Source organism: Microbacterium sp. MTN4-26, assembly GCF_042846595.1.
Lineage (GTDB): Bacteria > Actinomycetota > Actinomycetes > Actinomycetales > Microbacteriaceae > Microbacterium > Microbacterium luteum.
The window spans coordinates 1-21,877 of record NZ_BTGO01000015.1 but is presented as its reverse complement, the minus strand read 5'-3'; the positions used below and the strand labels follow the sequence as shown (position 1 = coordinate 21,877).

Annotated in this window: 23 protein-coding genes; 13 read left to right on the top strand and 10 right to left on the bottom strand. The window is 67.8% G+C overall.

Going from position 1 to position 21,877, the window contains the following annotated elements:
* The first annotated feature begins 3 nt into the window (after positions 1-3).
* Genes hisD through ACGG9C_RS12950 form a run of 3 tightly spaced genes read left to right on the top strand, consistent with a single transcriptional unit; the run spans position 4 to position 2,899 of the window.
* Positions 4-1,305, top strand: a complete 1,302-nt coding sequence (hisD, locus tag ACGG9C_RS12960; protein WP_194383280.1) for a histidinol dehydrogenase — start codon at positions 4-6, stop codon at positions 1,303-1,305.
* A 7-nt stretch (positions 1,306-1,312) separates the two neighbouring features.
* Positions 1,313-1,810, top strand: coding sequence for a transcriptional regulator NrdR (gene nrdR, locus ACGG9C_RS12955; RefSeq protein ID WP_390178704.1), 498 nt, complete (start codon positions 1,313-1,315; stop codon positions 1,808-1,810).
* A gap of 42 nt (positions 1,811-1,852) precedes the next feature.
* Entirely contained in the window at positions 1,853-2,899 is a 1,047-nt protein-coding gene (locus ACGG9C_RS12950; RefSeq protein ID WP_194383279.1) for a quinone-dependent dihydroorotate dehydrogenase, read from the top strand.
* Here ACGG9C_RS12950 and ACGG9C_RS12945 read toward each other — a convergent pair.
* Positions 2,874-3,449, bottom strand: coding sequence for a DUF3043 domain-containing protein (locus ACGG9C_RS12945; RefSeq protein WP_228480754.1), 576 nt, complete (start codon positions 3,447-3,449; stop codon positions 2,874-2,876). The genes ACGG9C_RS12950 and ACGG9C_RS12945 overlap by 26 nt on opposite strands.
* Positions 3,450-3,495: 46 nt before the next feature.
* On the opposite strand from ACGG9C_RS12945, the gene ACGG9C_RS12940 reads away from it, so the two are divergent.
* The 6 genes from ACGG9C_RS12940 (at position 3,496) to ACGG9C_RS12915 (ending at position 9,410) form a co-directional block, all read left to right on the top strand.
* Entirely contained in the window at positions 3,496-4,890 is a 1,395-nt protein-coding gene (locus tag ACGG9C_RS12940; RefSeq protein ID WP_286717312.1) for a dipeptidase, read from the top strand.
* A gap of 81 nt (positions 4,891-4,971) precedes the next feature.
* The gene (erpA, locus tag ACGG9C_RS12935) at positions 4,972-5,337 is read left to right on the top strand and encodes an iron-sulfur cluster insertion protein ErpA (RefSeq protein WP_194383276.1); all 366 of its coding nucleotides are present in this window, start codon (positions 4,972-4,974) and stop codon (positions 5,335-5,337) included.
* 160 nt (positions 5,338-5,497) lie between these two features.
* Entirely contained in the window at positions 5,498-6,391 is an 894-nt protein-coding gene (coxB, locus tag ACGG9C_RS12930) for a cytochrome c oxidase subunit II (protein ID WP_194383275.1), read from the top strand.
* A gap of 2 nt (positions 6,392-6,393) precedes the next feature.
* A complete protein-coding gene (ctaD, locus tag ACGG9C_RS12925) occupies positions 6,394-8,148 on the top strand; it encodes a cytochrome c oxidase subunit I (protein WP_286793799.1) in 1,755 nt (584 codons plus the stop codon).
* Complete coding sequence (locus ACGG9C_RS12920; RefSeq protein WP_071043651.1) at positions 8,149-8,583, top strand: cytochrome c oxidase subunit 4; 435 nt, start codon at positions 8,149-8,151, stop codon at positions 8,581-8,583.
* A 2-nt stretch (positions 8,584-8,585) separates the two neighbouring features.
* Positions 8,586-9,410, top strand: coding sequence for a protein phosphatase 2C domain-containing protein (locus ACGG9C_RS12915; protein ID WP_071043650.1), 825 nt, complete (start codon positions 8,586-8,588; stop codon positions 9,408-9,410).
* Between the two features lie 9 nt (positions 9,411-9,419).
* On the opposite strand, the gene ACGG9C_RS12910 is transcribed toward ACGG9C_RS12915, so the two are convergent.
* The 5 genes from ACGG9C_RS12910 to ACGG9C_RS12890 all read right to left on the bottom strand — a co-directional run bounded on the left by ACGG9C_RS12910 (position 9,420) and on the right by ACGG9C_RS12890 (position 14,298).
* Positions 9,420-9,830 carry a rhodanese-like domain-containing protein gene (locus ACGG9C_RS12910; RefSeq protein WP_390178703.1) on the bottom strand — a complete coding sequence of 137 codons (411 nt, stop codon included), beginning with the start codon at positions 9,828-9,830 and terminating at the stop codon, positions 9,420-9,422.
* Between the two features lie 72 nt (positions 9,831-9,902).
* Complete coding sequence (locus tag ACGG9C_RS12905) at positions 9,903-11,723, bottom strand: cytochrome bc complex cytochrome b subunit (RefSeq protein ID WP_071043648.1); 1,821 nt, start codon at positions 11,721-11,723, stop codon at positions 9,903-9,905.
* Positions 11,720-12,799, bottom strand: coding sequence for a Rieske (2Fe-2S) protein (locus ACGG9C_RS12900; RefSeq protein ID WP_071043647.1), 1,080 nt, complete (start codon positions 12,797-12,799; stop codon positions 11,720-11,722). Before ACGG9C_RS12900 ends, ACGG9C_RS12905 begins: the two co-directional genes overlap by 4 nt.
* A 37-nt stretch (positions 12,800-12,836) precedes the next feature.
* A complete protein-coding gene (locus tag ACGG9C_RS12895; RefSeq protein WP_071043646.1) occupies positions 12,837-13,637 on the bottom strand; it encodes a c-type cytochrome in 801 nt (266 codons plus the stop codon).
* Positions 13,638-13,656: 19 nt separating this feature from the next.
* Entirely contained in the window at positions 13,657-14,298 is a 642-nt protein-coding gene (locus tag ACGG9C_RS12890) for a heme-copper oxidase subunit III (RefSeq protein WP_071043645.1), read from the bottom strand.
* A 178-nt stretch (positions 14,299-14,476) separates the two neighbouring features.
* Between ACGG9C_RS12890 and trpD the strand changes: the two genes are divergently transcribed.
* From trpD to ACGG9C_RS12875, 3 genes are read left to right on the top strand one after another with little or no spacing between them, the layout of a single operon-like run.
* Positions 14,477-15,538, top strand: a complete 1,062-nt coding sequence (trpD, locus tag ACGG9C_RS12885) for an anthranilate phosphoribosyltransferase (protein ID WP_194383268.1) — start codon at positions 14,477-14,479, stop codon at positions 15,536-15,538.
* Positions 15,539-15,546: 8 nt separating this feature from the next.
* On the top strand, positions 15,547-16,536 hold the full coding sequence (locus ACGG9C_RS12880; protein ID WP_390178702.1) for a PHP domain-containing protein: 990 nt from the start codon (positions 15,547-15,549) through the stop codon (positions 16,534-16,536).
* Positions 16,537-16,586: 50 nt separating this feature from the next.
* Positions 16,587-17,861 carry a CynX/NimT family MFS transporter gene (locus ACGG9C_RS12875; RefSeq protein WP_286717323.1) on the top strand — a complete coding sequence of 425 codons (1,275 nt, stop codon included), beginning with the start codon at positions 16,587-16,589 and terminating at the stop codon, positions 17,859-17,861.
* Positions 17,862-17,869: 8 nt separating this feature from the next.
* Here ACGG9C_RS12875 and ACGG9C_RS12870 read toward each other — a convergent pair whose 3' ends face one another.
* A complete protein-coding gene (locus tag ACGG9C_RS12870; protein WP_390178701.1) occupies positions 17,870-18,796 on the bottom strand; it encodes a 5'-3' exonuclease H3TH domain-containing protein in 927 nt (308 codons plus the stop codon).
* 66 nt (positions 18,797-18,862) lie between these two features.
* Between ACGG9C_RS12870 and ACGG9C_RS12865 the strand changes: the two genes are divergently transcribed.
* Complete coding sequence (locus tag ACGG9C_RS12865; RefSeq protein ID WP_390178700.1) at positions 18,863-19,228, top strand: hypothetical protein; 366 nt, start codon at positions 18,863-18,865, stop codon at positions 19,226-19,228.
* A gap of 32 nt (positions 19,229-19,260) precedes the next feature.
* On the opposite strand, the gene ACGG9C_RS12860 is transcribed toward ACGG9C_RS12865, so the two are convergent.
* From ACGG9C_RS12860 to ACGG9C_RS12850, 3 genes are all read right to left on the bottom strand, one after another.
* Entirely contained in the window at positions 19,261-19,428 is a 168-nt protein-coding gene (locus ACGG9C_RS12860; RefSeq protein WP_075807083.1) for a methionine/alanine import family NSS transporter small subunit, read from the bottom strand.
* The gene (locus tag ACGG9C_RS12855) at positions 19,425-21,011 is read right to left on the bottom strand and encodes a sodium-dependent transporter (RefSeq protein ID WP_390178699.1); all 1,587 of its coding nucleotides are present in this window, start codon (positions 21,009-21,011) and stop codon (positions 19,425-19,427) included. Before ACGG9C_RS12855 ends, ACGG9C_RS12860 begins: the two co-directional genes overlap by 4 nt.
* A 111-nt stretch (positions 21,012-21,122) precedes the next feature.
* Positions 21,123-21,650, bottom strand: a complete 528-nt coding sequence (locus ACGG9C_RS12850; protein ID WP_390178698.1) for a hypothetical protein — start codon at positions 21,648-21,650, stop codon at positions 21,123-21,125.
* Positions 21,651-21,877: the final 227 nt, after the last annotated feature.

Genomic DNA, 21,877 nt, shown 5'->3' with positions numbered 1-21,877 from the left:
GGGATGCTCCGCACCATCGATCTGCGCGGTCGTGCGCTCACGCCCGCCGAGCTGCTCGCCGCCGTGCCGCGCGCGGGCGTGGCCAGGGCGGATGCGCTGTCCGCCGCCGCTGCCATCGTCTCCGACGTGGCCGAGCGCGGCGAGACGGCGCTCCGCGAGCAGGCGGCGCGCTTCGATCGGGTCGAGGGGCATGCGCTCCGTGTGCCGGAGGAACACTTCGTCGAGGCGCTCGATCGTCTCGACCCCGGAGTGCGGCGTGCTCTCGAAGAGGCGATCGCTCGTGTGCGTCACGCGTCGCGAGCACAGGTCCCGCCCGCGGTGACGACGGAGATCGCCCGCGGGGCTGTCATCGAGCAGCGCTGGCGTCCCGTCGCCCGCGCCGGGGTCTACGTTCCCGGCGGCAAGGCGGTCTACCCCTCCTCGGTCGTCATGAACGTCGTGCCGGCACAGGTTGCCGGTGTGGCGCGCATCGCCCTCGCTTCGCCGCCGCAGGCGGAGCATGGCGGGCGCGTGCACCCCGACATCCTGGCGGCCGCACGCCTGCTCGGAATCGACGAGGTCTACGCGGTCGGCGGGGCGGGAGCGATCGGCGCCTTCGCCTACGGCGTGTCCGAGATCGGCCTCGAGCCCGTCGACGTCGTCACCGGGCCGGGCAACAACTTCGTGGCCTCCGCCAAGCGTGTCGTCGCGGGAGTCGTCGGCGTCGACTCCGAGGCCGGAGCGACGGAGATCCTCATCGTCGCCGACGCTTCGGCGGATCCGCGATTCGTGGCGGTCGACCTCATCAGCCAGGCCGAGCACGACGAGCAGGCCTCCGCGGTGCTCGTCACGCCGTCCGCGGAACTCGCCGAAGCCGTGACGCGCGAGGTCGAGGCCCGCGTCTCCGGCACCCGCAACGCCGCGCGAGCCATCGAGGCCCTGCGCGGCGTCCAGTCCGCCATCATCCTCGTGGATGACCTCGACACCGCCATCGCCTTCAGCAACGCCTATGCGCCCGAGCATCTCGAGGTGCTGCTCGAGGACGCCCAGGTGGAGCGCTTCGTGAACGCCGGCGCCGTCTTCGTCGGCGACTCGTCGCCGGTCAGCCTCGGCGATTACCTCGCCGGCAGCAATCACGTGCTTCCCACCGGCGGCCAGTCTCGGTACACGTCGGGATTGTCCGCGTCGACGTTCCTTCGCCCTCAGCAGGTCATCCGGTACGACCGAGACGCGCTGCACGCGGTTGCCGAGGGGATCCTCGCCCTCGCGAAAGCCGAGGCGCTTCCCGCGCACGGCGAGGCGGTCACCGCGCGGTTCGAGGGATAGGGGAGCGATGCACTGTCCGTTCTGCCGCAATCCCGACTCGCGCGTCATCGATTCGCGCACGAGTGACGACGGTCTGAGCATCCGTCGCCGCAGACAGTGCCCGCAGTGCGGAGGTCGGTTCTCGACGATCGAGACCGCGAGTCTCAACGTCATCAAGCGGTCCGGCGTGATCGAGCCCTTCAGCCGCGAGAAGGTCATGAGCGGCGTGCGGAAGGCGTGCCAGGGCAGGCCCGTCACCGAGAGCGACCTCGCGGTTCTGGCGCAGACGGTCGAGGATGCCATCCGCCAGACCGGATCCTCGCAGATCGACACCAACGAGATCGGACTGGCGATTCTGCGCCCTCTCCGGGACCTCGACGAAGTGGCCTTCCTGCGATTCGCGAGCGTGTACCAGGCGTTCGATTCCCTCGAGGACTTCGAAGCGGCCATCGAGCAGCTTCGCGTCGACCACGCCGATCGTCACGGGCGGTCCTCGCTCGATGAGACCGCGGAGACGTCGGTCTGAACGCGTCATCGGTGCGCGGGCGCGACCGATAGCCTGAAGGGGATGTACCCCTTCCTCTTCCGGACCGTCCTCACGCGCACGGACCCCGAGACGGCCCATCACGCCGCGATGATCGTCATCCGCGCGCTCGGCCTGCCGGGCGTGCGCGAGCTCACGCGCCGCTTCGCCGCGCCGTCGCCGGTTCTGCGCACGCGGGCTCTCGGCCTCGACTTCGAGTCGCCCTTCGGCGTGGCGGCAGGCTTCGACAAGAACGTCACGGGTGCGGCGGGCCTTCACTCCCTCGGCTTCGGTCACGTCGAGGTGGGAACCGTCACCGCCATCCCGCAGCCGGGCAATCCCCGCCCTCGACTGTTCCGACTGGTTCCCGACCGCGCCGTCGTGAACCGCATGGGGTTCAACAACCAGGGTGCCGAGGTGGCGGCTCTGCGGCTGCTGCGACTGCGTCGTCGGCGTTCGCGCCCGGTGCTCGGCGCCAACATCGGCAAGAGCCGCGTCGTCGATGTCGCGGCGGCCGCGGACGACTATCTGCGAAGCGCGCGGCTCCTCGCGCCGATCGCCGACTACCTCGTGGTCAACGTGTCATCGCCGAACACGCCCGGACTTCGCGGCCTTCAGGCCGTCGAGACCCTGCGCCCGCTGCTGACGTCGGTCCGCGACGCGAGCGGCGAAACGCCGCTGCTGGTCAAGATCGCGCCAGACCTCCCCGACGAGGAGGTGACGGCCATCGCCCTGCTCGCGCGGGATCTCGGTCTGGCCGGCATCATCGCCACGAACACCACCATCTCCCGAGACGACCTCCGCACCGAACCGGCGGTCGTCGCCGCGGCGGGGGACGGCGGGCTGTCCGGCGCTCCGCTGCGCCGCCGCTCGCTCGAGGTGCTGCGACGGGTGCGCGCTGCCGTGCCCGACAGCGACTTCTGCGTGATCTCCGTCGGGGGAGTGGAGACGGGCGACGACGTGCAGGAGCGGCTGGATGCCGGCGCCACGCTCGTGCAGGGCTACACGGCGTTCCTGTACCGAGGGCCGCTGTGGGCGCGCCAGATCAATCGGCGCCTGGTCGAACTCAGGCGGGGTACTGCCCGCGGGTGACCTGCGGCTTGGGCAGGCGCAGGAAGCGCATCTGCACGATGCGCATGGCGCCGTACCAGCCGAGGCCCTTCTCGAGGCGGTCCTCGCCGAACTTGGCCCGGGCGGCGCCCTTCACGCGGATCGAGGTGTAGATCATGTCGCCGACGACGAAGATGATGAATCCCCACAGCGCCAGGAGAGCGTAGTACTGCACCTCGACGACCGGCATGAGCGTGGCGACGATCACGAGGATCATCGCCGGCATGACGAACTCAGCGAGGTGCCAGCCCGCGTCGACGAAGTCGCGGACGAACCTGCGCTGCGGACCCTTGTCGCGCTGCGGCAGGTACTTCTCCTCGCCGGCGGCCATTCCCTGCCGGGCCTTCTCGCGCTTGGCGGCCAGCTCGGCGCGCTGGCGCGCCTTGGCCTCTTTGGTGTCGGGCACGAGGGGGCGCTTCCGGGCGGCCTCCCGCTCTGCACGAGAGGGGGTGGGACGACCCTTGCCGGCGACCGACGTCTCTGTCTCGGTCGACTCGTCCTTGGGCGCCGGGGCGGCGGGGGTGTTGGGCACGATGAATCCTCGGATCGCGGTGACTGCTGCACTTAAGATTACCCGCATGGCTTCTGAGCAGACTCTCGACGATGCGGTCACCGCCGCGGCCGCGGCCGGCATCCCCTCCGCGCTGGCCGATCTGGGCGCCCTGGTGCGCATTCCGTCCATCGCCTTCCCCGGGTTCGACGAGGCACAAGTTGGGCGAACCGCCGCGGCGGTGGCCGAACTCGCCGAGAAGACCGGGGTGTTCGACGAGGTCTCGATCCGGAGGGCGGCGATACCCGGGACGGATGAGGTCGGCAAGCCCGCGGTGCTGACGCGCCGGCACCCTCGCAACGGCCGACCCACGATCCTGCTGTACGCGCATCACGACGTGCAGCCGGTCGGCGACGAGTCGCTCTGGGACACGCCGCCTTTCGAGCCGACCGTGCGGGACGGGCGTCTCTACGGCCGCGGCGCTGCCGACGACAAGGCCGGCATCATGGCTCACATCGGCGCGATCCGCGCCCTCGTCGACGCTGTGGGTCCGGACTTCGATCTCGGGCTGTCGCTGTTCATCGAGGGCGAGGAGGAAGCGGGGTCGCGCTCGTTCGCGCAGTTCCTCTCCGACAACGCCGATGATCTGCGAGCCGACGTGATCGTCGTCGCCGACTCCACGAACTGGGACGCGACGACGCCCGCCCTGACCGTGACGCTGCGCGGCAACGCACGCTTCACGCTGACCGTGCGCACCCTCGAGCACGCGTCGCACTCGGGGATGTACGGCGGGGCGGTGCCCGACGCGATGATGGCCGCCGTGACGCTCCTGTCGTCCTTGTGGGATGCCGACGGCGCCGTCGCCGTCGATGGGCTCCTCACCCGTGACGGCGAGACTCCCGACTATCCCGAAGACACCCTGCGCGCGGAAGCCGGACTGCCCGACGGCGTGCAGCCGATCGGAACCGGATCGATCCTGAGCCGGTTGTGGAACAAGCCGTCCCTGACGGTCACCGGGATCGACGCCCCGTCGGTGCGCAACGCCTCCAACACCCTCAGCCCCGAGGTCGCCGTGGTCGTGAGCGCCCGGATCGCCCCCGGGCAGCCGGCGGCCGAGGCATACGCGGCGATCGAAAGCCACCTTCGCGCACATGCGCCCTGGGGTGCACACCTCGAATTCTCCGACGTCGACCTCGGGGACGGGTTTCTCGTCGACACCGACGGGTGGGCGGTCGCCGAGGCACGCGAGGCTCTCGCGGCCGGGTACGGTGTCGCGCCGGTGGATCTCGGCGTGGGCGGCTCCATCCCGTTCATCTCCGACCTCGTCCGAGCGTTCCCGGAGGCGCAGATCCTCGTCACGGGGGTGGAAGACCCCCATGCCCGTGCCCACAGCCCCAACGAGTCGCTCCACCTGGACACCTTCCGCCACGCGCTGACCGCGGAGGCGCTCCTGCTGGCGCGACTGGACCGACGCGGCGCGTGAGCCCGCCCTCGCTGCGGCGGACGGCGCGTAGAATCGACCCATCGTCCCCGCGCCGCGCGCGGCCCATCCCGAAGGAGCGTCATGACCGACACCGCCCTGACGACCGATCAGATCGCCCGTGAGCACGGCGTCTCGTTGACGGACGCCGCCGCACAGAAGGTGAAGAACCTCCTGGAGCAGGAGGGTCGCGACGACCTCCGCCTGCGTGTGGCTGTGCAGCCCGGCGGGTGCAGCGGCCTGATCTACCAGCTCTACTTCGACGAACGGTTCCTCGACGGCGACAAGGCCATCGACTTCGCCGGCGTCGAGGTCATCGTCGATGACATGAGCGTGCCCTACCTCGACGGCGCCACGATCGACTTCAAGGACACGATCTCGGAGCAGGGGTTCACGATCGACAACCCCAACGCCGCGGGCAGCTGCGCATGCGGTGACAGCTTCCACTGATCACTCCGGAAATCCGACAGGCCCGGCGGTTCGACAGAACCCCCCGGGCCCGATCCGCGTTCCCCACGCCGCGGGGGCTCACCTGTGTGGTTGGCCTGAAGAGCGTGGGAGCTTGCTCTAGACTGGCTGGAGCAACACCCGCGACCCGGAAAGGTGCACCGTGCACTCGAAACGCCGTCTCCGCTGGGCCGTTCTTCCCATCGGGATCGCAACGGCCGCAGTCCTCGCCGGATGCACACCGACGGAGCTGAACGGGTTCCTCCCCGGCTTCACGGAGGACGGCGTTCCGACGACGGACAAGACCGAGATGGTCTCGGGTCTGTGGGTCAACTCCTGGATCGTGCTGCTCGCGGTCGGCGTGGTCACCTGGGGCCTGATGCTGTGGGCGATGATCGCCTACCGTCGTCGCAAGGGCCAGACGGGTCTGCCTGTCCAGCTGCGCTACAACATGCCGATCGAGATCTTCTACACGGTCGTGCCGCTGATCCTCGTGGTCGGCTTCTTCGCCTTCACGGCGCGTGACCAGGCCATCCTCGAGACCCGTTACGAAGATCCCGACGTCTCGATCACCGCGATCGGCAAGCAGTGGGCGTGGGACTTCCAGTACAACGGCGAAGAGGAAGACGGCTCCGATGCCGTCTGGAGCATGGGCATCCAGGCCCAGCCCGACGAGCAGGGGAACATCGACGAGAGCCAGCTGCCGACGCTCTATCTCCCGGTCAACCAGACGGTCGAGATCAAGCTCAACTCGCGCGACGTCATCCACTCCTTCTGGATCATCGACTTCCTCTACAAGAAGGACATGTACATCGGCAAGGACAACTACTGGTCCTTCACGCCGACGCGCGAGGGCGAGTACGCCGGAAAGTGCGCCGAGCTCTGCGGTGAGTACCACTCGATGATGCTGTTCAACGTCAAGGTCGTCAGCGAAGCCGAGTACGACAGCTATCTCGCCTCTCTCGAGGCTGCTGGCAACACCGGCAACATCAACGAGGCGTACGACCGCCTCCAGAATTTGCCCGGCACGGGCGACAGCTCCGAGGGAGACGAGTGATCATGGCCACGACTCTGCCGCAGGAGACGACGCGACCGAAGACCGTGCCGCCGCGTCAGGCCGCCCTCATGAGCTCGACCCGCGTCGAGCAGAAGGGCAACATCGTCGTCAAGTGGATCACCTCCACCGACCACAAGACGATCGGCTACATGTACCTGATCGCCTCCGTGCTGTTCTTCATGCTCGGTGGCGTCATGGCGCTCATCATCCGCGCTGAGCTGTTCGAGCCCGGCATGCAGATCGTGCCCACGAAGGAGCAGTACAACCAGCTGTTCACCATGCACGGCACGATCATGCTCCTCATGTTCGCGACGCCGCTGTTCGCGGGCTTCGCGAACGCGATCCTGCCGTTGCAGCTGGGTGCCCCCGACGTCGCATTCCCGCGACTGAACGCCTTCGCGTTCTGGCTGTTCCTCTTCGGCTCGACCATCGCCGTCGCCGGCTTCCTCACGCCGCAGGGCGCGGCGGCATTCGGATGGTTCGCGTACCAGCCGCTCGCCAACGCCAGCTTCTCGCCCGGCGTCGGCGGGAACCTCTGGATGCTGGGCCTCGGCATGAGCGGTTTCGGCACGATCCTCGGCGCCGTGAACTTCATCACGACCATCCTGACGATGCGTGCTCCGGGTATGACCATGTGGCGCATGCCGATCTTCACGTGGAACACGCTCATCACCAGCATCCTCGTGCTGATGGCCTTCCCCGTGCTGGCCGCGGCGATCCTCGCCGCCGCCGCGGACCGTGTGCTCGGCGCCCACATCTACGATCCGCAGAACGGCGGTGTGCTGCTGTGGCAGCACCTGTTCTGGTTCTTCGGTCACCCCGAGGTGTACATCATCGCGCTGCCGTTCTTCGGCATCGTGTCGGAGATCTTCCCGGTGTTCAGCCGCAAGCCGATCTTCGGATACAAGACGCTGGTCTACGCGACGATCGCCATCGCGGCGCTCTCCGTGGCCGTCTGGGCACACCACATGTACGTCACCGGCAGCGTTCTCCTCCCGTTCTTCGCGTTGATGACCATGCTCATCGCCGTTCCCACGGGTGTGAAGATCTTCAACTGGATCGGCACGCTCTGGCGCGGCTCGGTGACGTTCGAGACACCGATGGTCTTCGCGCTCGGCTTCTTGATCTCGTTCGTCTTCGGCGGCCTGACCGGTGTCATCCTCGCCTCGCCGCCCCTGGACTTCCAGCTCTCCGACTCCTACTTCGTGGTGGCGCACTTCCACTACGTCGTCTTCGGCACCGTGGTGTTCGCGATGTTCGCGGGCTTCTACTTCTGGTGGCCGAAGTGGACCGGGCGCATGCTCAACGAGCGACTCGGCTACGTCCACTTCTGGCTGCTGTTCATCGGCTTCCACATGACCTTCCTCATCCAGCACTGGCTCGGTGTCGACGGCATGGTCCGCCGTTACGCGGACTACTCGGCGGCCGACGGCTGGACATGGCAGAACCAGGTGTCGACGGTCGGCTCCATCGTTCTCGGCGCGTCGATGATCCCGTTCCTGTTCAACGTGTGGCTCACCTCGCGTAAGGCCCCGAAGGTGACGGTGAACGACCCCTGGGGCTACGGTGGCTCGCTGGAGTGGGCGACGTCGTGCCCGCCGCCGCGCCACAACTTCACGTCGATCCCGCGCATTCGCAGCGAGCGCCCGGCGTTCGACCTGAACCACCCCGAGGCCGGCCTGCCGGTCGGTGTCGGCCCGGCGAAGGATGCCCCGCAGACGCCCGTCGTCGACGTCGCCCAGGGAGAGGTCAAGTAAGTGCGTACCAATGTCGGTCTCTGGTGGATCCTCACCGCCTTCTTCTTCCTGATCGGCGTCGTCTACACGGCGTGGAACATCATCGGCCACCCCGATGTGCCGTGGTACACGGCCATCGAATGGGTCGGCACGGTGGCTCTCTTCTTCGCCGGCTTCATGGGCGTGATGATCGCGTTCTACGTGGATCGCGTTCACAAGGCACAGGGTGGCGAACTGCCCGAAGATGTGCTGACTGCCGACATCGACGACGGTGATCCCGAGCTCGGCGAGTTCAGCCCGTGGTCCTGGTGGCCCATCGTTCTGGCCTTCTCGGCGTCGATCGCGTTCATCGGTCTCGCCGTCGGCTCGTGGATGGTGCCGATCGGTTTCGCGATCTTCCTCGTTGCGATCGTCGGCTGGGTCTACGAGTACTACCGCGGATACTTCGCACGCTGAGCGTGGCTCATCGCCTCCTCGCGGCTGCCGCATCCGACGTCGGCTCCTACCGGGATCTCAATCAGGATGCGGCTTTCGCGTCGAGCTGGGGTGCGGCCGTGGCCGACGGAGTGGGCGGCGGCCCGTCCGGCGATCTCGCCTCCGCGGCGCTGGTGCACCGGTTGGTCGCAGGTCGTGTCACGACCTGGACGGCCCAGGCGCTGCGTGAACGCATCCTCGAGGCGAACTGGGACCTTCGCGCCCACACCGAGCGCGATCCATCGCTGCGCGGCATGGCGACGACGTTCACGGGCGTCTTCCTCGCCGGCGCCGAGCATCTGCTGATCGCGCACTCCGGTGACTCGCGAGCGTATCGCGTGCGCGACGGTCGATTCGAACGCCAGACCCGCGATGACTCGTACGTGCAGGTGCTCGTCGACCGGGGCATCATCGCCCCGGAGGACGCCGCGACGCATCCCCGCCGCAACATCATCACAGCCTCTCTGGGCGGCGGTGAGGCCGACGTGGTCTCGGTGGCGGAGACGGAGCTGGGGGAAGGGGATCGGTGGCTGCTGTGCAGCGACGGTCTGACGGACTACGTTCCCGAAGACGATGTGGCCCGCGTCATGGTGGACCGCGCTGCCACACCGCGGGAGGCCGCCGACGAGCTCGTGCGGCTCGCGCTGGAGGCGGGCACGCTGGACAACGTCACGGCGGTGGTCTGCGATGTGCTGAGCTCCGACGAGAGTGAAGACCTGGAGCGCGTGCAGTTCGCCGGCGCAGCGGCAGGCAGATTCGCCGAGGGGCTCGAAGACGACGAGATGTGGGAGATCGAGCAGACCGGGTGAGGACGGGGGTCAGGCGCGCACGACCATGACCTGGGGATCGAACACCCGCGGGAGCTCACCGTCGTCGTTCACGGTGGGTTGTCCCCCGCGCACCCAGTACTCGTATCCGCCGATCATCTCCTTGACGTCGTAGCCGAGCCGCGCGAACGCGGCAGCGCCCTTCGCGCCGCCATTGCAGCCCGGTGACCAGCAGTAGACGACGACGGGTGTCCCCGCGGCGATGAGGTCGGTCGCCGCCGTCGCGATGCGCTGGTGGGGGAGATGGATGGCGCCGCGGATGCGACCTTGTCGCCACGCCTCGTCGCTCCGCACGTCGACGAGCACGAACTCATCGCCGGCGTGCTGTGCCGCATAGAAGTCGCTCGCATCCGTCTCGTGTGCGAGCTTGTTCTCGAAGTAGGTGAGAGCGTCGGAGGTCATGGATCAACGCTAACGACGCGATGGCCGCCTCCCCAGCGGGGAGACGGCCACCGAACGTCGATATCCTGCCGACTACTTCTTGTCGTCCTCGTCCGGGATGATCACGTTCGAGGGACGGTTCGCCGTTTCGGGGTGATGGCCGTCGTCGATCGGCACGTGAGGCGCGTCGGGAACGCCCGCGCGCTCGTGAGCGCCCTGGATCTCGGCATCCTCCTCGGTGGCGATGTGCTCCAGAGCGTGGTGCTGGTGCGCGGTCGCCGCGTCGAGTTCGGTCTGGGTGAGGGGCGCGAGTCGGTCCTCGAAGAACCACCGCGACAGGGCGGCGCGCAGGTTCGCGTGCCAGGGGATGCTGCCCTTGTCGTTGGGCCGCACCACGAGGGGTTCGTAGGTCTCGGCATCGATCAGGCGCCACCGCTCGAACTCGTCGACGGGCTGGTGGACCTCGATGTACTCGCCACCCGGGAGGCGGACGATACGACCGGACTCGTAGCCGTGCAGCACGATCTCGCGGTCCTTCTTCTGCAGCGCGATGCAGATGCGCTTGGTGACGAAGTAGGCGATGATCGGCCCGAAGATGAGCATGGCCTGGAGGCTGTGGATGACACCCTCCATCGTGACCTTGAAATGCGTCGCGATGATGTCCGATGACGCAGCGGCCCAGAGAGCGGCGTAGAACACGACGCCGGCGGCGCCGATCGCCGTGCGGGTCGCCGCGTTGCGCGGACGCTGAGCGATGTGGTGCTCGCGCTTGTCACCGGTGATCCACGCCTCGATGAAGGGGTAGATGAGCACGAGCACGATGAACAGTCCCAGCACCGCGAGCGGCACGAGGATGTTGAACGACCACGTGCGGTCGAGGAAGACGAACTCCCAGTGCGGCGGCACGAGACGCAGTGCGCCGTCGGCGAAGCCGATGTACCAGTCGGGCTGGGTGCCGGCCGAGACCGGTGAGGGGTCGTAGGGACCGTAGTTCCAGATCGGGTTGATCGTGAACAGCGAGGCGATCAGAACGATCACGCCGAACACGATGAAGAAGAAGCCGCCCATCTTGGACATGTAGACCGGCACCATCGGGAATCCCACGACGTTGCTGTTCGTGCGGCCGGGGCCGGCGAACTGCGTGTGCTTGTTGATGATCATCAACATGAGGTGAAGGGCCAGCAGTGCGACGAGGATCGCCGGGAGCAGCAGGATGTGCAGGGTGTAGAGGCGACCCACGATCTGGGTGCCCGGGAACTCGCCGCCGAAGAGCAGGAACGAGGTCCAGGTTCCGATCAGCGGAATGCCCTTGATCATGCCGTCGATGATGCGAAGGCCGTTGCCCGAGAGCAGGTCGTCGGGGAGGGAGTAGCCGGTGAAGCCCTCCGCCATGGCGAGGATGAAGAGGATGAAGCCGATCACCCAGTTCAGCTCGCGCGGCTTGCGGAACGCTCCCGTGAAGAATACGCGCAGCATGTGCACGCCGATGCCGGCGACGAAGACTAGGGCTGCCCAGTGGTGGATCTGACGAACGAGCAGGCCGCCGCGGATGTCGAAGGAGATCCGGAGCGCGGAGTCCATGGCGGCAGACATCTCGACGCCGCGCATCGGGATGTAGGCGCCGGTGTAGTGGGTCTCGACCATCGACGCCTGGAAGAAGAACGTCAGGAAGACACCCGAGAGCAGCACGACGACGAAGCTCCAGAGCGCGATCTCGCCGAGCATGAACGACCAGTGATCAGGGAAGATCTTGCGTCCGAGTTCCTTGGTGATCCCGGAGATGCTCGTGCGCTCGTCCAGATAGTTCGACGCGGCGCCGACGAATCGACCGCCGAGAGGCTTGTCACGGGCGGACGACGACTTCGGGAGCGCAGGCTCCTGAGTGACGTTCTCCGTGGGGTGCGAGGTACTCAATGGCGCTCCCAGAAGCTCGGGCCGACGGGTTCTTCGAAGTCACTCCGCGCGATGAGGTATCCCTCGTCGTCCACCGTGATCGGCAGCTGGGGGAGCGGGCGGGCGGCCGGACCGAAGATCACCTTGGCGCCGTCCGCGACGTCGAACTGAGACTGATGGCACGGGCAGAGCAGGTGATGCGTCTGCTGCTCGTACAAGGCGACCGGGCAGCCCACGTGGGTGCAGACCTTCGAGTAGGCGATGATGCCGTCGTAGGACCAGTCGGCGCGCTCAGGGGTCTCGATGAGGTCTTCCGGAGGCATGCGCATGAGGAGGACGATCGCCTTCGCCTTCTCCTCGAGATAGCCCTCCTCGTGGCTGAGTTCGGCCAGCTCGGCCGGGATCACATGCACGGCCGAGCCGAGCGTGACGTCTGCCGCGCGGATCGGTGTTCCCTCGGGGTCGTGAGCCAGACGCGACCCTTCCTTCCACATGGTGTGGCTGAGGAGGTAGACCGGGTCACCCGCGTGAGGGTTCTCGGGAGAGCTCTCCGGGGCGAGACCTCGGAACAGGGTGATGCCGGGAACGACCGAGGCGGCCAGGGCGGCGATCAGCGAGTTGCGGATCATGGCGCGACGACCGAAACCGGACTCCTCGTTCGCGGCTTCGAAGACCGCCACCGCACCCTCGCGGGTGGCGTCCCGGCCGCGCGTGGCGTGCCGCGGCTCGATGAATTCCTTGTCGGGCATCACGGCCTTGGACCAGTGGATCGCGCCGATTCCGATCGCGAGCAGCGCGAGCGCGATACCGAGACCCACGAACAGGTTGTTGTTGCGGATGTCGACGATCGATCCGCTCTCGATCGGGAACAGCATGTAGGCCGCGACGGCCCAGATGCTGCCGGCCACCGAGAGGTAGAAGAGCGTGTAGACCGTGCGGACGGCGCGCTTCATCGCGGCCGGGTCCTTGTCGGTCATCCGCTCGCGGTGCGGCGGAAGATCGGGTGTGCGCACCGGGTCGCTCACCGCGACGGCGAGCCCGGGGGAGGGCTTCCACGAAGCCCTCTCGTGCTCGAGCGCGTCGTCCTCGTTTGCCATGGTGCTCCTCGTACGTGCTTGCAGTATCAGGGGTGGGTCAGTTGGATTTCGCCGTGATCCAGACGGTGATGGCGATCAGTGACCCGATGCCGAAGATCCAGATGAACAGGCCTTCGGAGACCGGTCCGAGCGATCCGAGCTTGAATCCGCCCGGGGACTCGTTCTCCTGGATGAACAGCAGCGACGAGATGATGTCGCGCTTGTCCTCGAGGCTGAGGGTCATGTCGTTGAACACCGGCATGTTCTGCGGGCCGGTGACCATCGCCGCGTACATGTGGAGGGCGCTCGTCTCGGTGAGCTCGGGCGCGTACTTGCCCTCGGTGAGCGCGCCGCCCGCAGCCGCCACGTTGTGGCACATCGCGCAGTTGATCCGGAAGAGCTCCGCGCCGCGGGCGATGTCGCCTTCTCCGTCGAGGATCTCGGGGGAGGGGAACTCGGGGCCGGGCGACGTGCTCTGCACGTATGCCGCCATCGCCTGGATCTGCTCCTCGGTGAACTGCACCGGCTTCTGCGGCGCCTGGGGGCCCTGCATCTGCAGGGGCATGCGCCCGGTCGCGACCTGGAATTCCACGGAGAGTTCGCCGACACCGTAGAGCGACGGGCCGCTCTCGGTGCCCTGCAGGTCGAGTCCGTGACAGGTTGCGCAGTTCGCCTGGAACAGCTTCTTGCCGTCTTCGACCGTCAGTGCCGAGGCCGACGTCTCGTCGGTCGTGGAAGCCATCGCGGCGGAGGCGCCGGCATAGGCACCGCCGGTGAGCAGCAGTCCGACGCCGATGAGGGCGGCGGCCGCCCACGGACTGCGGCGGCCCTGGGAGCGGCGCGGTTTCGTGCGTGCCATGTGGGGGATCAGCTCCGCTCTATTTCAGGAAGTAGATGACGGCGAACAGGGCGATCCAGACGACGTCGACGAAGTGCCAGTAGTACGAGACCACGATCGCCGAGGTCATCTCCTTGCGGCCGAAGTTCTTGACCGCGTAGGCGCGACCGATCACGAGGAGGAAGGCGACGAGTCCGCCGGTGACGTGAAGCGCGTGGAATCCGGTCGTCAGATAGAAGGCCGAGGCGTATGCGTTGGCCGTGATCGGCATGCCTTCATAGACGAGCTGCGCGTACTCCCACACCTGTCCCGAGACGAAGATCGCGCCGAGGGCGAACGTCAGCCAGAACCACGGCACCATTCCCCACCGGCGGCGACCGCCGCCCGTGGAGGTGTACGGCTGGAAGCGCTCGGCGGCGAACACGCCCATCTGGCAGGTGACCGACGAGAGCACGAGGATGACGGTGTTGGCGAACGCGTAGGGCACGTTGAGCAGCTGGGTCTCCTCAGCCCACAGATCGGGGGAGGTGCTCCGCAGGGTGAAGTAGATCGCGAACAGTCCCGCGAAGAACATCACCTCGCTGCCGAGCCACACGATGGTTCCGACGGCGACCGGGTCCGGGCGCTTGACAGAACGCATCGCCTGGGCATAGGTCGCTGGCGTGGTCGTCACGTCCACCATTATTGCCGATTCCGGAGCGGGTTTTCCCCATCTGGACGGCCTTGTCGCGCGCGACGATGAGTAAGGGCGCCCTAAGAAGTGGCGGTAAATCACCGATCAGGACACTGTGGGCGCGCTGACAGCGGGCCGAACGCAGGCCGTGAATCCGCGCAAGTCGGCCGACGGTAGGCTCGGTGCCATGTCGGAGTCGTCTTCGTGGCCCGGAATCCTCACCTCATTGCTGGACGGGCGCGACCTCAGCGTGTCGGAATCGACATGGGCGATGCGACGCATCATGGCGGGGGAGGCGACGCCGGGTCAGATCGGCGCCTTCCTGATCGCGCTCCGCGCGAAGGGGGAGACGATCGACGAGGTCGTCGGATTCCGTGACGCCATCCTCGAGGCTGCAGTACCGCTGCCGGTGAGTGCCGAGGTGCTCGACATCGTCGGTACCGGCGGCGACCGCTTCGGAACCGTGAACGTCTCGACGATGGCGTCCGTCGTGGCCGCCGCCACCGGCATCCCCGTCGTCAAGCACGGCAACCGCGCCGCGAGTTCGGCCTCCGGATCCTCGGATGTGCTGGGGGCGCTCGGCGTGGAGCTGACCCTGGATCCTGCCGCGGTCACCGAGACGCTGGAGCGGGCCGGCATCACGTTCGTCTTCGCGTCTGCCTTCCACCCCGGATTCCGTCACGCCGGTGCCGTGCGCAAGGAACTCGGCGTGCCGACGGTGTTCAATTTCCTCGGGCCGCTGTCCAACCCCGCGAGGGCCGAAGCCAACGCAGTGGGCGTCGCCAGCTTGGAGCGTGTGCCGCTGATCACCGGCGTCTTCCGAAATCGCGGCGCCACGGCCCTCGTCTTCCGTGGCGACGACGGACTCGACGAACTGACCACCACCGGCCATTCCCGCCTGTGGGAAGTGAGCCGCGGAGACGTCCACGAGCACGACGTCGATCCGCGGGACCTCGGCGTTCCGCTGGCCGAGATGGCGGATCTCATCGGCGGCGACCCGACGCACAACGCCGAGGTGGTGCGCCGGGTGCTGGCGGGCGAGGCGGGACCGGTCCGCGACATCGTTCTGCTCAATGCCGCCGCGGGAATCGTCGCCTATCGCCTTTACCGCGATGCCGCGCAGGTGCAGCGGCCGATCCTCGACCGCCTCGGCGAGGCGATCGACACCGCACGAGAGGCGATCGACAGCGGGGCAGCCTCGCGGACGCTCGACGCGTGGGTCGCCGCCACGCGGGATCTCGCGGGCTGAGGGTCGGGATGAACCCGCACGACGCGTTGACGGAGATCGCGACGCTGCTCGAGCGGGAGCGTTCGTCGCGCTACCGATCCAAGGCGTTTCGCACGGCGGCGGATGCGATCGCGGGGCTGAGTGATGCGGAGCTTGCGGATACGGCGGCGCTCCGTCGCCGCAAGGGGATCGGCGAATCCTCCCTCACCGTCATCGCTCAGGCGCTGGCGGGAGAGATCCCCGAGCGGCTCGCGGCGCTCCGCGCGAGTGCCGGGGTCGAGCAGTCGTCTGAGATGCGACGGCTGCTGCGGGGAGACCTGCACAGTCACAGCGACTGGTCGGACGGACTCACCCCGATCGACCTCATGGTCGACGCCGCACGCTCTCTGGGCCACGAGTACCTCGCCCTGACCGATCATTCGCCGCGGCTTCGCGTGGCGAACGGGCTGACGGCGGATCGCCTGCGGGAACAGATGGTGCTCGTACGGGGCTTCCATGGCGACGGATTCACCCTGCTGACGGGGATCGAGGTGGACATCCTCGAAGACGGGGCGCTGGATCAGGATCCCGAGCTCCTGGATGAGCTCGACGTGGTCGTCGCGTCGGCGCACTCGAAACTGCGCATGGATCGCGGGCCGATGACGCGCCGTCTGGTGGCGGCGGTGTCGGATGCTCGGGTGGATGTGCTCGGGCACGTGACGGGAAGGCTCGTCGAAGGGAGCCGAGGGACCCGTCCGCCGTCGCAGTTCGACCCCCGTGCAGTGTTCGAGGCCTGCGCGGAGCACGGAACGGCCGTCGAGATCAACAGTCGCCCGGAGCGTCAGGATCCTCCCGACGAACTCATCACGCTCGCGCTGGAGGTCGGCTGCCTCTTCGCCATCGATTCGGATGCGCACGCCCCCGGACAGCTCTCCCTCTTGGACCACGGCGCGGCACGCGCTGAGCGGCTGGGGGTGCCGCCCGAGCGCATCATCACCACCTGGTCCCTCGATCGCCTGCGTGACTGGACGGCGGCGTGAACGGCGCGCGCATGGTCGGAGGCCTTCGGGCGCATCCGTAGACTCGACAGGTGAGAAGCCGTTCGGAACCCGTCGTTCGCGGCGCGTTCCCCTGGCTGGTCGTCGCGGGTATCCTCGTGGCCGCTCTCAGCTTTCGCGGACACATCGTCGCGCCGACGCCCGTGCTTCGCGACATCGAGGTGGACCTCGGCATCCCCTCCGCGCAGGCAGGGCTCCTGACGACGGCGCCGGTGCTGATGTTCGCGCTCCTCACCCCGCTCGCGGCCATCGTCATCCGTCGCGCGGGGGCGGAGCTCGCCCTTCTGCTCTCGCTCGTGGGAGTGCTGGTGGGGACGGTCATCCGCACGCTTCCGGGTTTCGGGTGGCTCTTGGCGGGAATGGTGGTCATCGGGGCGTCGGTGACGATCGGTAACGTCGTGACCCCTGTCGTCATCCGACGCGACGTTCCGGGCGAGAGGGTCGGTGTGGTCACGGCGGCCTACACGGCGACGCTGAACGTCGGATCCCTCCTGACGACGCTGTTGACCGCGCCCGTCGCCGAAGCGATCGGATGGCCGCTGGCGCTGTTCGGCTGGTCGGTTCTCACGGTCGCGGGCATCGCCGTCTGGAGCGTGCATCTCGCCCGGGAACGCCGCGCCGGCGGCGCCTTGGTTGCGCACCTTGCTCGGACTCGCCCGGACGGTTCCTCGTCGCGCGGATGGGATCCCGCCGGCCTGACCGGACCCACGCCGGTCGTCACCTCGCGGCGCGGACGCTCCTACCTCGCGCGTCCGGTGGTGTGGCTTCTCGTCGCCGCATTCGCCTCGCAGGCCTTCTTGTACTACGGCTACAGCACGTGGCTGCCTGCCATGACCGCCGACCTGCTCGGGGTCGGCGCTTCGTCCGCCGGTGCAATGGCCTCGGTGTTCCAAGGTGTGGGTATCGCCGGTGCGCTGGTGATCCCGGTTCTGACGCGGTTCACCCCGCGCCTGGTGCCCGCCGCGGTGGTCTGCGCGTCATGGATCATCCTCGCCGTCGGAGTGCTTCTCGCGCCCGAGCTGCTCTGGGTATGGCTGAGCATCGGGGCGATGGGACACGCGGGAGGCTTCGTCGTCGTCTTCAGCACGCTCGTCGCGGTGGCACGCACCGACGCTGAGGCGACGGGGATCTCCGCTCTCGTGCAGGGTGGCGGGTATGCCCTCGGTGCGACGGCGGCGCCGATCCTCGGCGGCGTGCACGATGCGACGGGATCGTGGAGCGCCACCCTCTGGGTGACGCTGGCGCTGTCGGTCGCCTACGCGGTGCTGCTCATGAGCGCCGTGATCACCGCACAGCGCTCGCGCTGACTCGCGACTCAGGCTCGCGCGGTCAGCGCTTCGGCTGCACGCGCCATCGACGAACCGAGCGACCACCGCTCCGCGACGGCGGCGGTGCGGGAGGGGAGATCGTCGGGAAGCGGCAGCAGTGCGCCGTCGACATCGGGGAGATCGAGCGTGCGCACGACCTCGACGACGCGGGGTGCGACCGCCAGGTAGTCGGATGCGGCGAGAACCTTGGTGCGCTGGGCCGGGGTCATGCCCGTGCCCGCTTGGGCCGCCGCGGTGATGCCGGCGATGTCACCGTGCGCCGCGAGCAGTGTCGCGGCCGTCTTCTCTCCCACGCCGGCGACGCCGGGGAGGCCGTCGGACGAATCGCCCCGCAGGGTCGCGTAGTCGGCGTACTGCAACGCGTGTACGCCGTACTTGCCGACGATGAACGCGTCGTCGACGAGATCCAGATTGCTCATTCCTCGCGCGGTGTAGATCACCCGGATCGCGCGGTCGTCGTCGACGAGCTGGAACAGGTCGCGGTCGCCGGTGACGATGTCCACCGGCATCGTCGCACGCGTGGCGAGGGTGCCGATGACATCGTCAGCTTCGTGCGCGGCCGCACCCACGATCGGAATGCCGAGGGCGTCCAGCGTCTCGCGGATCACCGGAATCTGCTGCTCGAGCGGATCGGGGACCTCTTCGACATCGGGGCCGCCCGCGACGATCTCGACGACGCGGTGCGCTTTATACGAGGGGATGAGATCCACGCGCCACTGCGGACGCCAGTCGTCGTCCCAACAGGCGACGAGGTGGGAGGGCTCGTATGCCGACACCAGACGCGCGATCATGTCGAGGAACCCACGTGCGGCGTTCACCGCGCGCCCGTCCGGCGCCTTCACCGTGTCCGGAACGCCGTAGAACGCGCGGAAGTAGAGCGACGCGGAATCCAGGAGCATGAGGCGTTCGGTCACGCACTCATCCTGTCACGGCGCCTGTCCGTGCATCGGGCGGTCTTCTGCCAGGGTGGAATCATGCGAATGAACACGTGGGTTCCCGCGCTCGCCATCGTCGCCGCGGCTGTCGCGATCAGCGGATGCTCGTCTTCGGACGGGGATGTGATCGCGCCCGTCACGATGGAGGTCGATGATCTGCAGAACGCCACCGTCGACCTCGTCGTCGGCCAGGTGCTGAACATCGACACCGGGGACGTGCCGGTCGACAGCTATGCCGGAGAGATCGCCGACACCTCGGTCGCTGAGTTCACGCCGGGCCGAGTGGAGGACGACGCGACCTTCAACCCGGGGGTCACCGGTCTTTCCGCGGGGAGCACCGAGGTCCTGATGTCGAACGTCGACAACGGTGACGAAGCGATCACGTTCACGGTCGTCGTCGGCGACGGCTGATCGCTGCTCGACCCGCTGTGGTCGGCGATGACTCACGTGTCGTGTTCGATGATCCCGAGATCCTCGCGATGATCGTCGATCCCGCCCTCGGGATAGGTCGTCCGTTCCGGGCGGGCGCGCAGGAACAGCGAACTGCCGAGGAGCCCTCCCCATACGATCACGATCGCGAGGACGAGGAAGGTGATGGCGAGCGGAGTCATCGGCGTGCCTCCTTGCGGTTGTCGACGGACGCCGCCGGATACGGCGGCCACGCGCGGTAGTCATCGGGGGAGTGCCGCCAGGGCACGAGAGTGCCGATCACGGCGCCGAGAACGAGCACGGCCACGGTGCCCCATCCGAAGATCCCCAGGTACCAGAACGGATACGTGTCGTACCCCTCGGTCAGGAGCGTGATGATGCGGGCGACGAGCATGTAGCCGAGCACGAGAGGGGCCAGCACCCCGACGAGGCCGATCCAGATGCGCCCGACCGAGAAGGTCGACACCGCGTTCAGGTGATAGCGCAGTTCGGGTCCGCGTCGCAGCACCCAGATGACGAGGATGGTCATGAGCACGGCCGACGCGACGATACCGACGTTGTTGGCCCACATGTCCGTCACGTCGAGGGCGAGCAGACCCGTCGTGGTGGAGAAGAACAGCACCGAGAGCACCGCCGAGACGCCCCCGATGCCCACGGCCGCCGCGCGTCGTGAGATCGACAGCTTCTCTTGCACGGCGGCGATGACCACCTGCAGCACCGAGACGAGGGAGGTGAAGCCGGCCATCGCGAGCGAACCGAAGAACAGGGCGCCGAAGATCGGGCCGCCGGGCATCTCCGAGATGATGGCCGGGAAGGTCACGAAGGACAGTCCGACGCCGGCGATGCCGTCGAGCTCCGACACATCGACGCCCTGTCGGAAGGCGAGAAACCCGAGCGTGGCGAACACGCCGATGCCGGCGAGGATCTCGAAGGACGAGTTGGCGAACGCGACGACGAGACCCGGGCTGGTGAGATTCGATCGACGCTTGCGGTACGAGGCGTAGGTGATCATGATGCCGAACGCGATCGACAGGGAGAAGAAGATCTGACTGTAGGCGGCGATCCAGACGTCGGGATCGGCGAGCGCCTGCCAGTTCGGCGTGAAGAGGGCATTCAGGCCATCGGCGGCGCCCTCGAGGAAGAGAGCGCGCACCACGAGCACGAGGAAGGCGACCACCAGCAGCGGCAGGAAGATGACGTTCACCCGCTGCAGGCCCTTCGCGACGCCGGCGGCGAGCACGACGATCGCGGCGATCCAGACGAGGGCGAGCGGGATGAGCGCGCCGGGCACGAAGTCGAAGCTGATGCCGGGGTCACCGACCCGCAGGTAATCGCCGAAGAGGAACCCGGCCGGGTCGTCTCCCCATCGCAGGTCGAACGAGAACACGAAGAAGCTGAGCGCCCAGGCGATGACGGCGGTGTAGTACAGGCCGATCACGAAGGCGATCGTGACTTGAAACCACCCGAGAGACTCGATCCAGCGCCCTGCGCGCCCGCCGAGTCGACGGAACGCCGTCGGCGCGGCGCCTCGGAAGCGATGGCCGATCGCGTAGTCGAGGAACAGGATGGGGATGCCCGCGGTGATGAGGGCGACGAGGTACGGGATGAGGAACGCGCCTCCGCCGTTCTCGTAGGCCACACCGGGGAAGCGCCAGATGTTGCCGAGACCGACGGCGGAGCCGATGGCCGAAAGGATGAATCCGACCTGGCCGGTCCACTGCTCTCGTGGTCTCGCGGGCCCGGCGGCTGGGGTGGTGGCGCTCACAGACGAGCTCCCTTCGTGATCCTCATGGCGGCGATCTGAGGACGCCGACGCTATCAGCGCCCGCCTCGCCGCAGAAGGCCGGTGACAGAATGCGTCGTCGCGGTGTAGGTATCAGCAGCCGGGTCCACCCGGCGATTCGGCGCAGGAGCGCTCCACGAGCGCGGTGCGGGCTTCGAGAACCTCGATGGGATGCGCGCCGCTGTCAGCGCGGACGTTGCCGGTGACCGGGCGCCAGCCGTATCCCCAGTCGACGGATGCCTCGTAGACGACGGTCGCCGTGACGGTGTGCCATCCGCGTTGGCGGTAGGTGTGCCCCGTCTCCGTCGGTGCGAATTGCGTCGCACCCTGCGCGCTCCACGTCTCGCCGCCCGTCGCCGACGTCGCCGTCGATCCGTCGCCGTAGTCGAACTCGAAGCCGACCGGAACGAAGCGCACGGCCACGTCGAACCCGAGCAGCTCGCCGTTCAGCGTCTGCGCCGAAGCGGCGGCGTACACGTTCGTGGGAAGCCCGACGACGGCGAAACCCGACGGCTCGTTGTCGAGTGAGGGGCCTGCGGGACGGAAGGACACGAGATCTTCGGCAGACACCGTCGGATACACGAACACGTCATAGTTCTCGCGACCGCAGAAGCCGGGCATGCACTCCGGGATCTCCTCCGTGGACTCTTCGGGAGCCGGAGCACCGTACCCGCCGCCCCCGCCACCGCCATCGGACGCGCCTCCACCCGACGACCCACCCAGCGACGCACCGACATCAACCTGTTCGCCATTGGGATTGCAATAGACCCAGGTGTTCGAGCCGTCACAACCAGTCGACGTGTGGGATACGCCAGCGAGGGCACTTGCGAGTAATGCGACAAGTAGAC

What these genes read in the sequence shown, in the direction of transcription:
- hisD (WP_194383280.1), top strand. Translation starts at nt 4, where the DNA reads ATGCTCCGCACCATCGATCTGCGCGGTCGTGCGCTCACGCCCGCCGAG.
- nrdR (WP_390178704.1), top strand. Translation starts at nt 1,313, where the DNA reads ATGCACTGTCCGTTCTGCCGCAATCCCGACTCGCGCGTCATCGATTCG.
- ACGG9C_RS12950 (WP_194383279.1), top strand. Translation starts at nt 1,853, where the DNA reads ATGTACCCCTTCCTCTTCCGGACCGTCCTCACGCGCACGGACCCCGAG.
- ACGG9C_RS12940 (WP_286717312.1), top strand. Translation starts at nt 3,496, where the DNA reads ATGGCTTCTGAGCAGACTCTCGACGATGCGGTCACCGCCGCGGCCGCG.
- erpA (WP_194383276.1), top strand. Translation starts at nt 4,972, where the DNA reads ATGACCGACACCGCCCTGACGACCGATCAGATCGCCCGTGAGCACGGC.
- ctaD (WP_286793799.1), top strand. Translation starts at nt 6,394, where the DNA reads ATGGCCACGACTCTGCCGCAGGAGACGACGCGACCGAAGACCGTGCCG.
- ACGG9C_RS12910 (WP_390178703.1), bottom strand. Translation starts at nt 9,830, where the DNA reads ATGACCTCCGACGCTCTCACCTACTTCGAGAACAAGCTCGCACACGAG.
- ACGG9C_RS12900 (WP_071043647.1), bottom strand. Translation starts at nt 12,799, where the DNA reads ATGGCAAACGAGGACGACGCGCTCGAGCACGAGAGGGCTTCGTGGAAG.
- ACGG9C_RS12895 (WP_071043646.1), bottom strand. Translation starts at nt 13,637, where the DNA reads ATGGCACGCACGAAACCGCGCCGCTCCCAGGGCCGCCGCAGTCCGTGG.
- ACGG9C_RS12890 (WP_071043645.1), bottom strand. Translation starts at nt 14,298, where the DNA reads ATGGTGGACGTGACGACCACGCCAGCGACCTATGCCCAGGCGATGCGT.
- trpD (WP_194383268.1), top strand. Translation starts at nt 14,477, where the DNA reads ATGTCGGAGTCGTCTTCGTGGCCCGGAATCCTCACCTCATTGCTGGAC.
- ACGG9C_RS12880 (WP_390178702.1), top strand. Translation starts at nt 15,547, where the DNA reads ATGAACCCGCACGACGCGTTGACGGAGATCGCGACGCTGCTCGAGCGG.
- ACGG9C_RS12865 (WP_390178700.1), top strand. Translation starts at nt 18,863, where the DNA reads ATGAACACGTGGGTTCCCGCGCTCGCCATCGTCGCCGCGGCTGTCGCG.
- ACGG9C_RS12860 (WP_075807083.1), bottom strand. Translation starts at nt 19,428, where the DNA reads ATGACTCCGCTCGCCATCACCTTCCTCGTCCTCGCGATCGTGATCGTA.
- ACGG9C_RS12850 (WP_390178698.1), bottom strand. Translation starts at nt 21,650, where the DNA reads ATGCCCGGCTTCTGCGGTCGCGAGAACTATGACGTGTTCGTGTATCCG.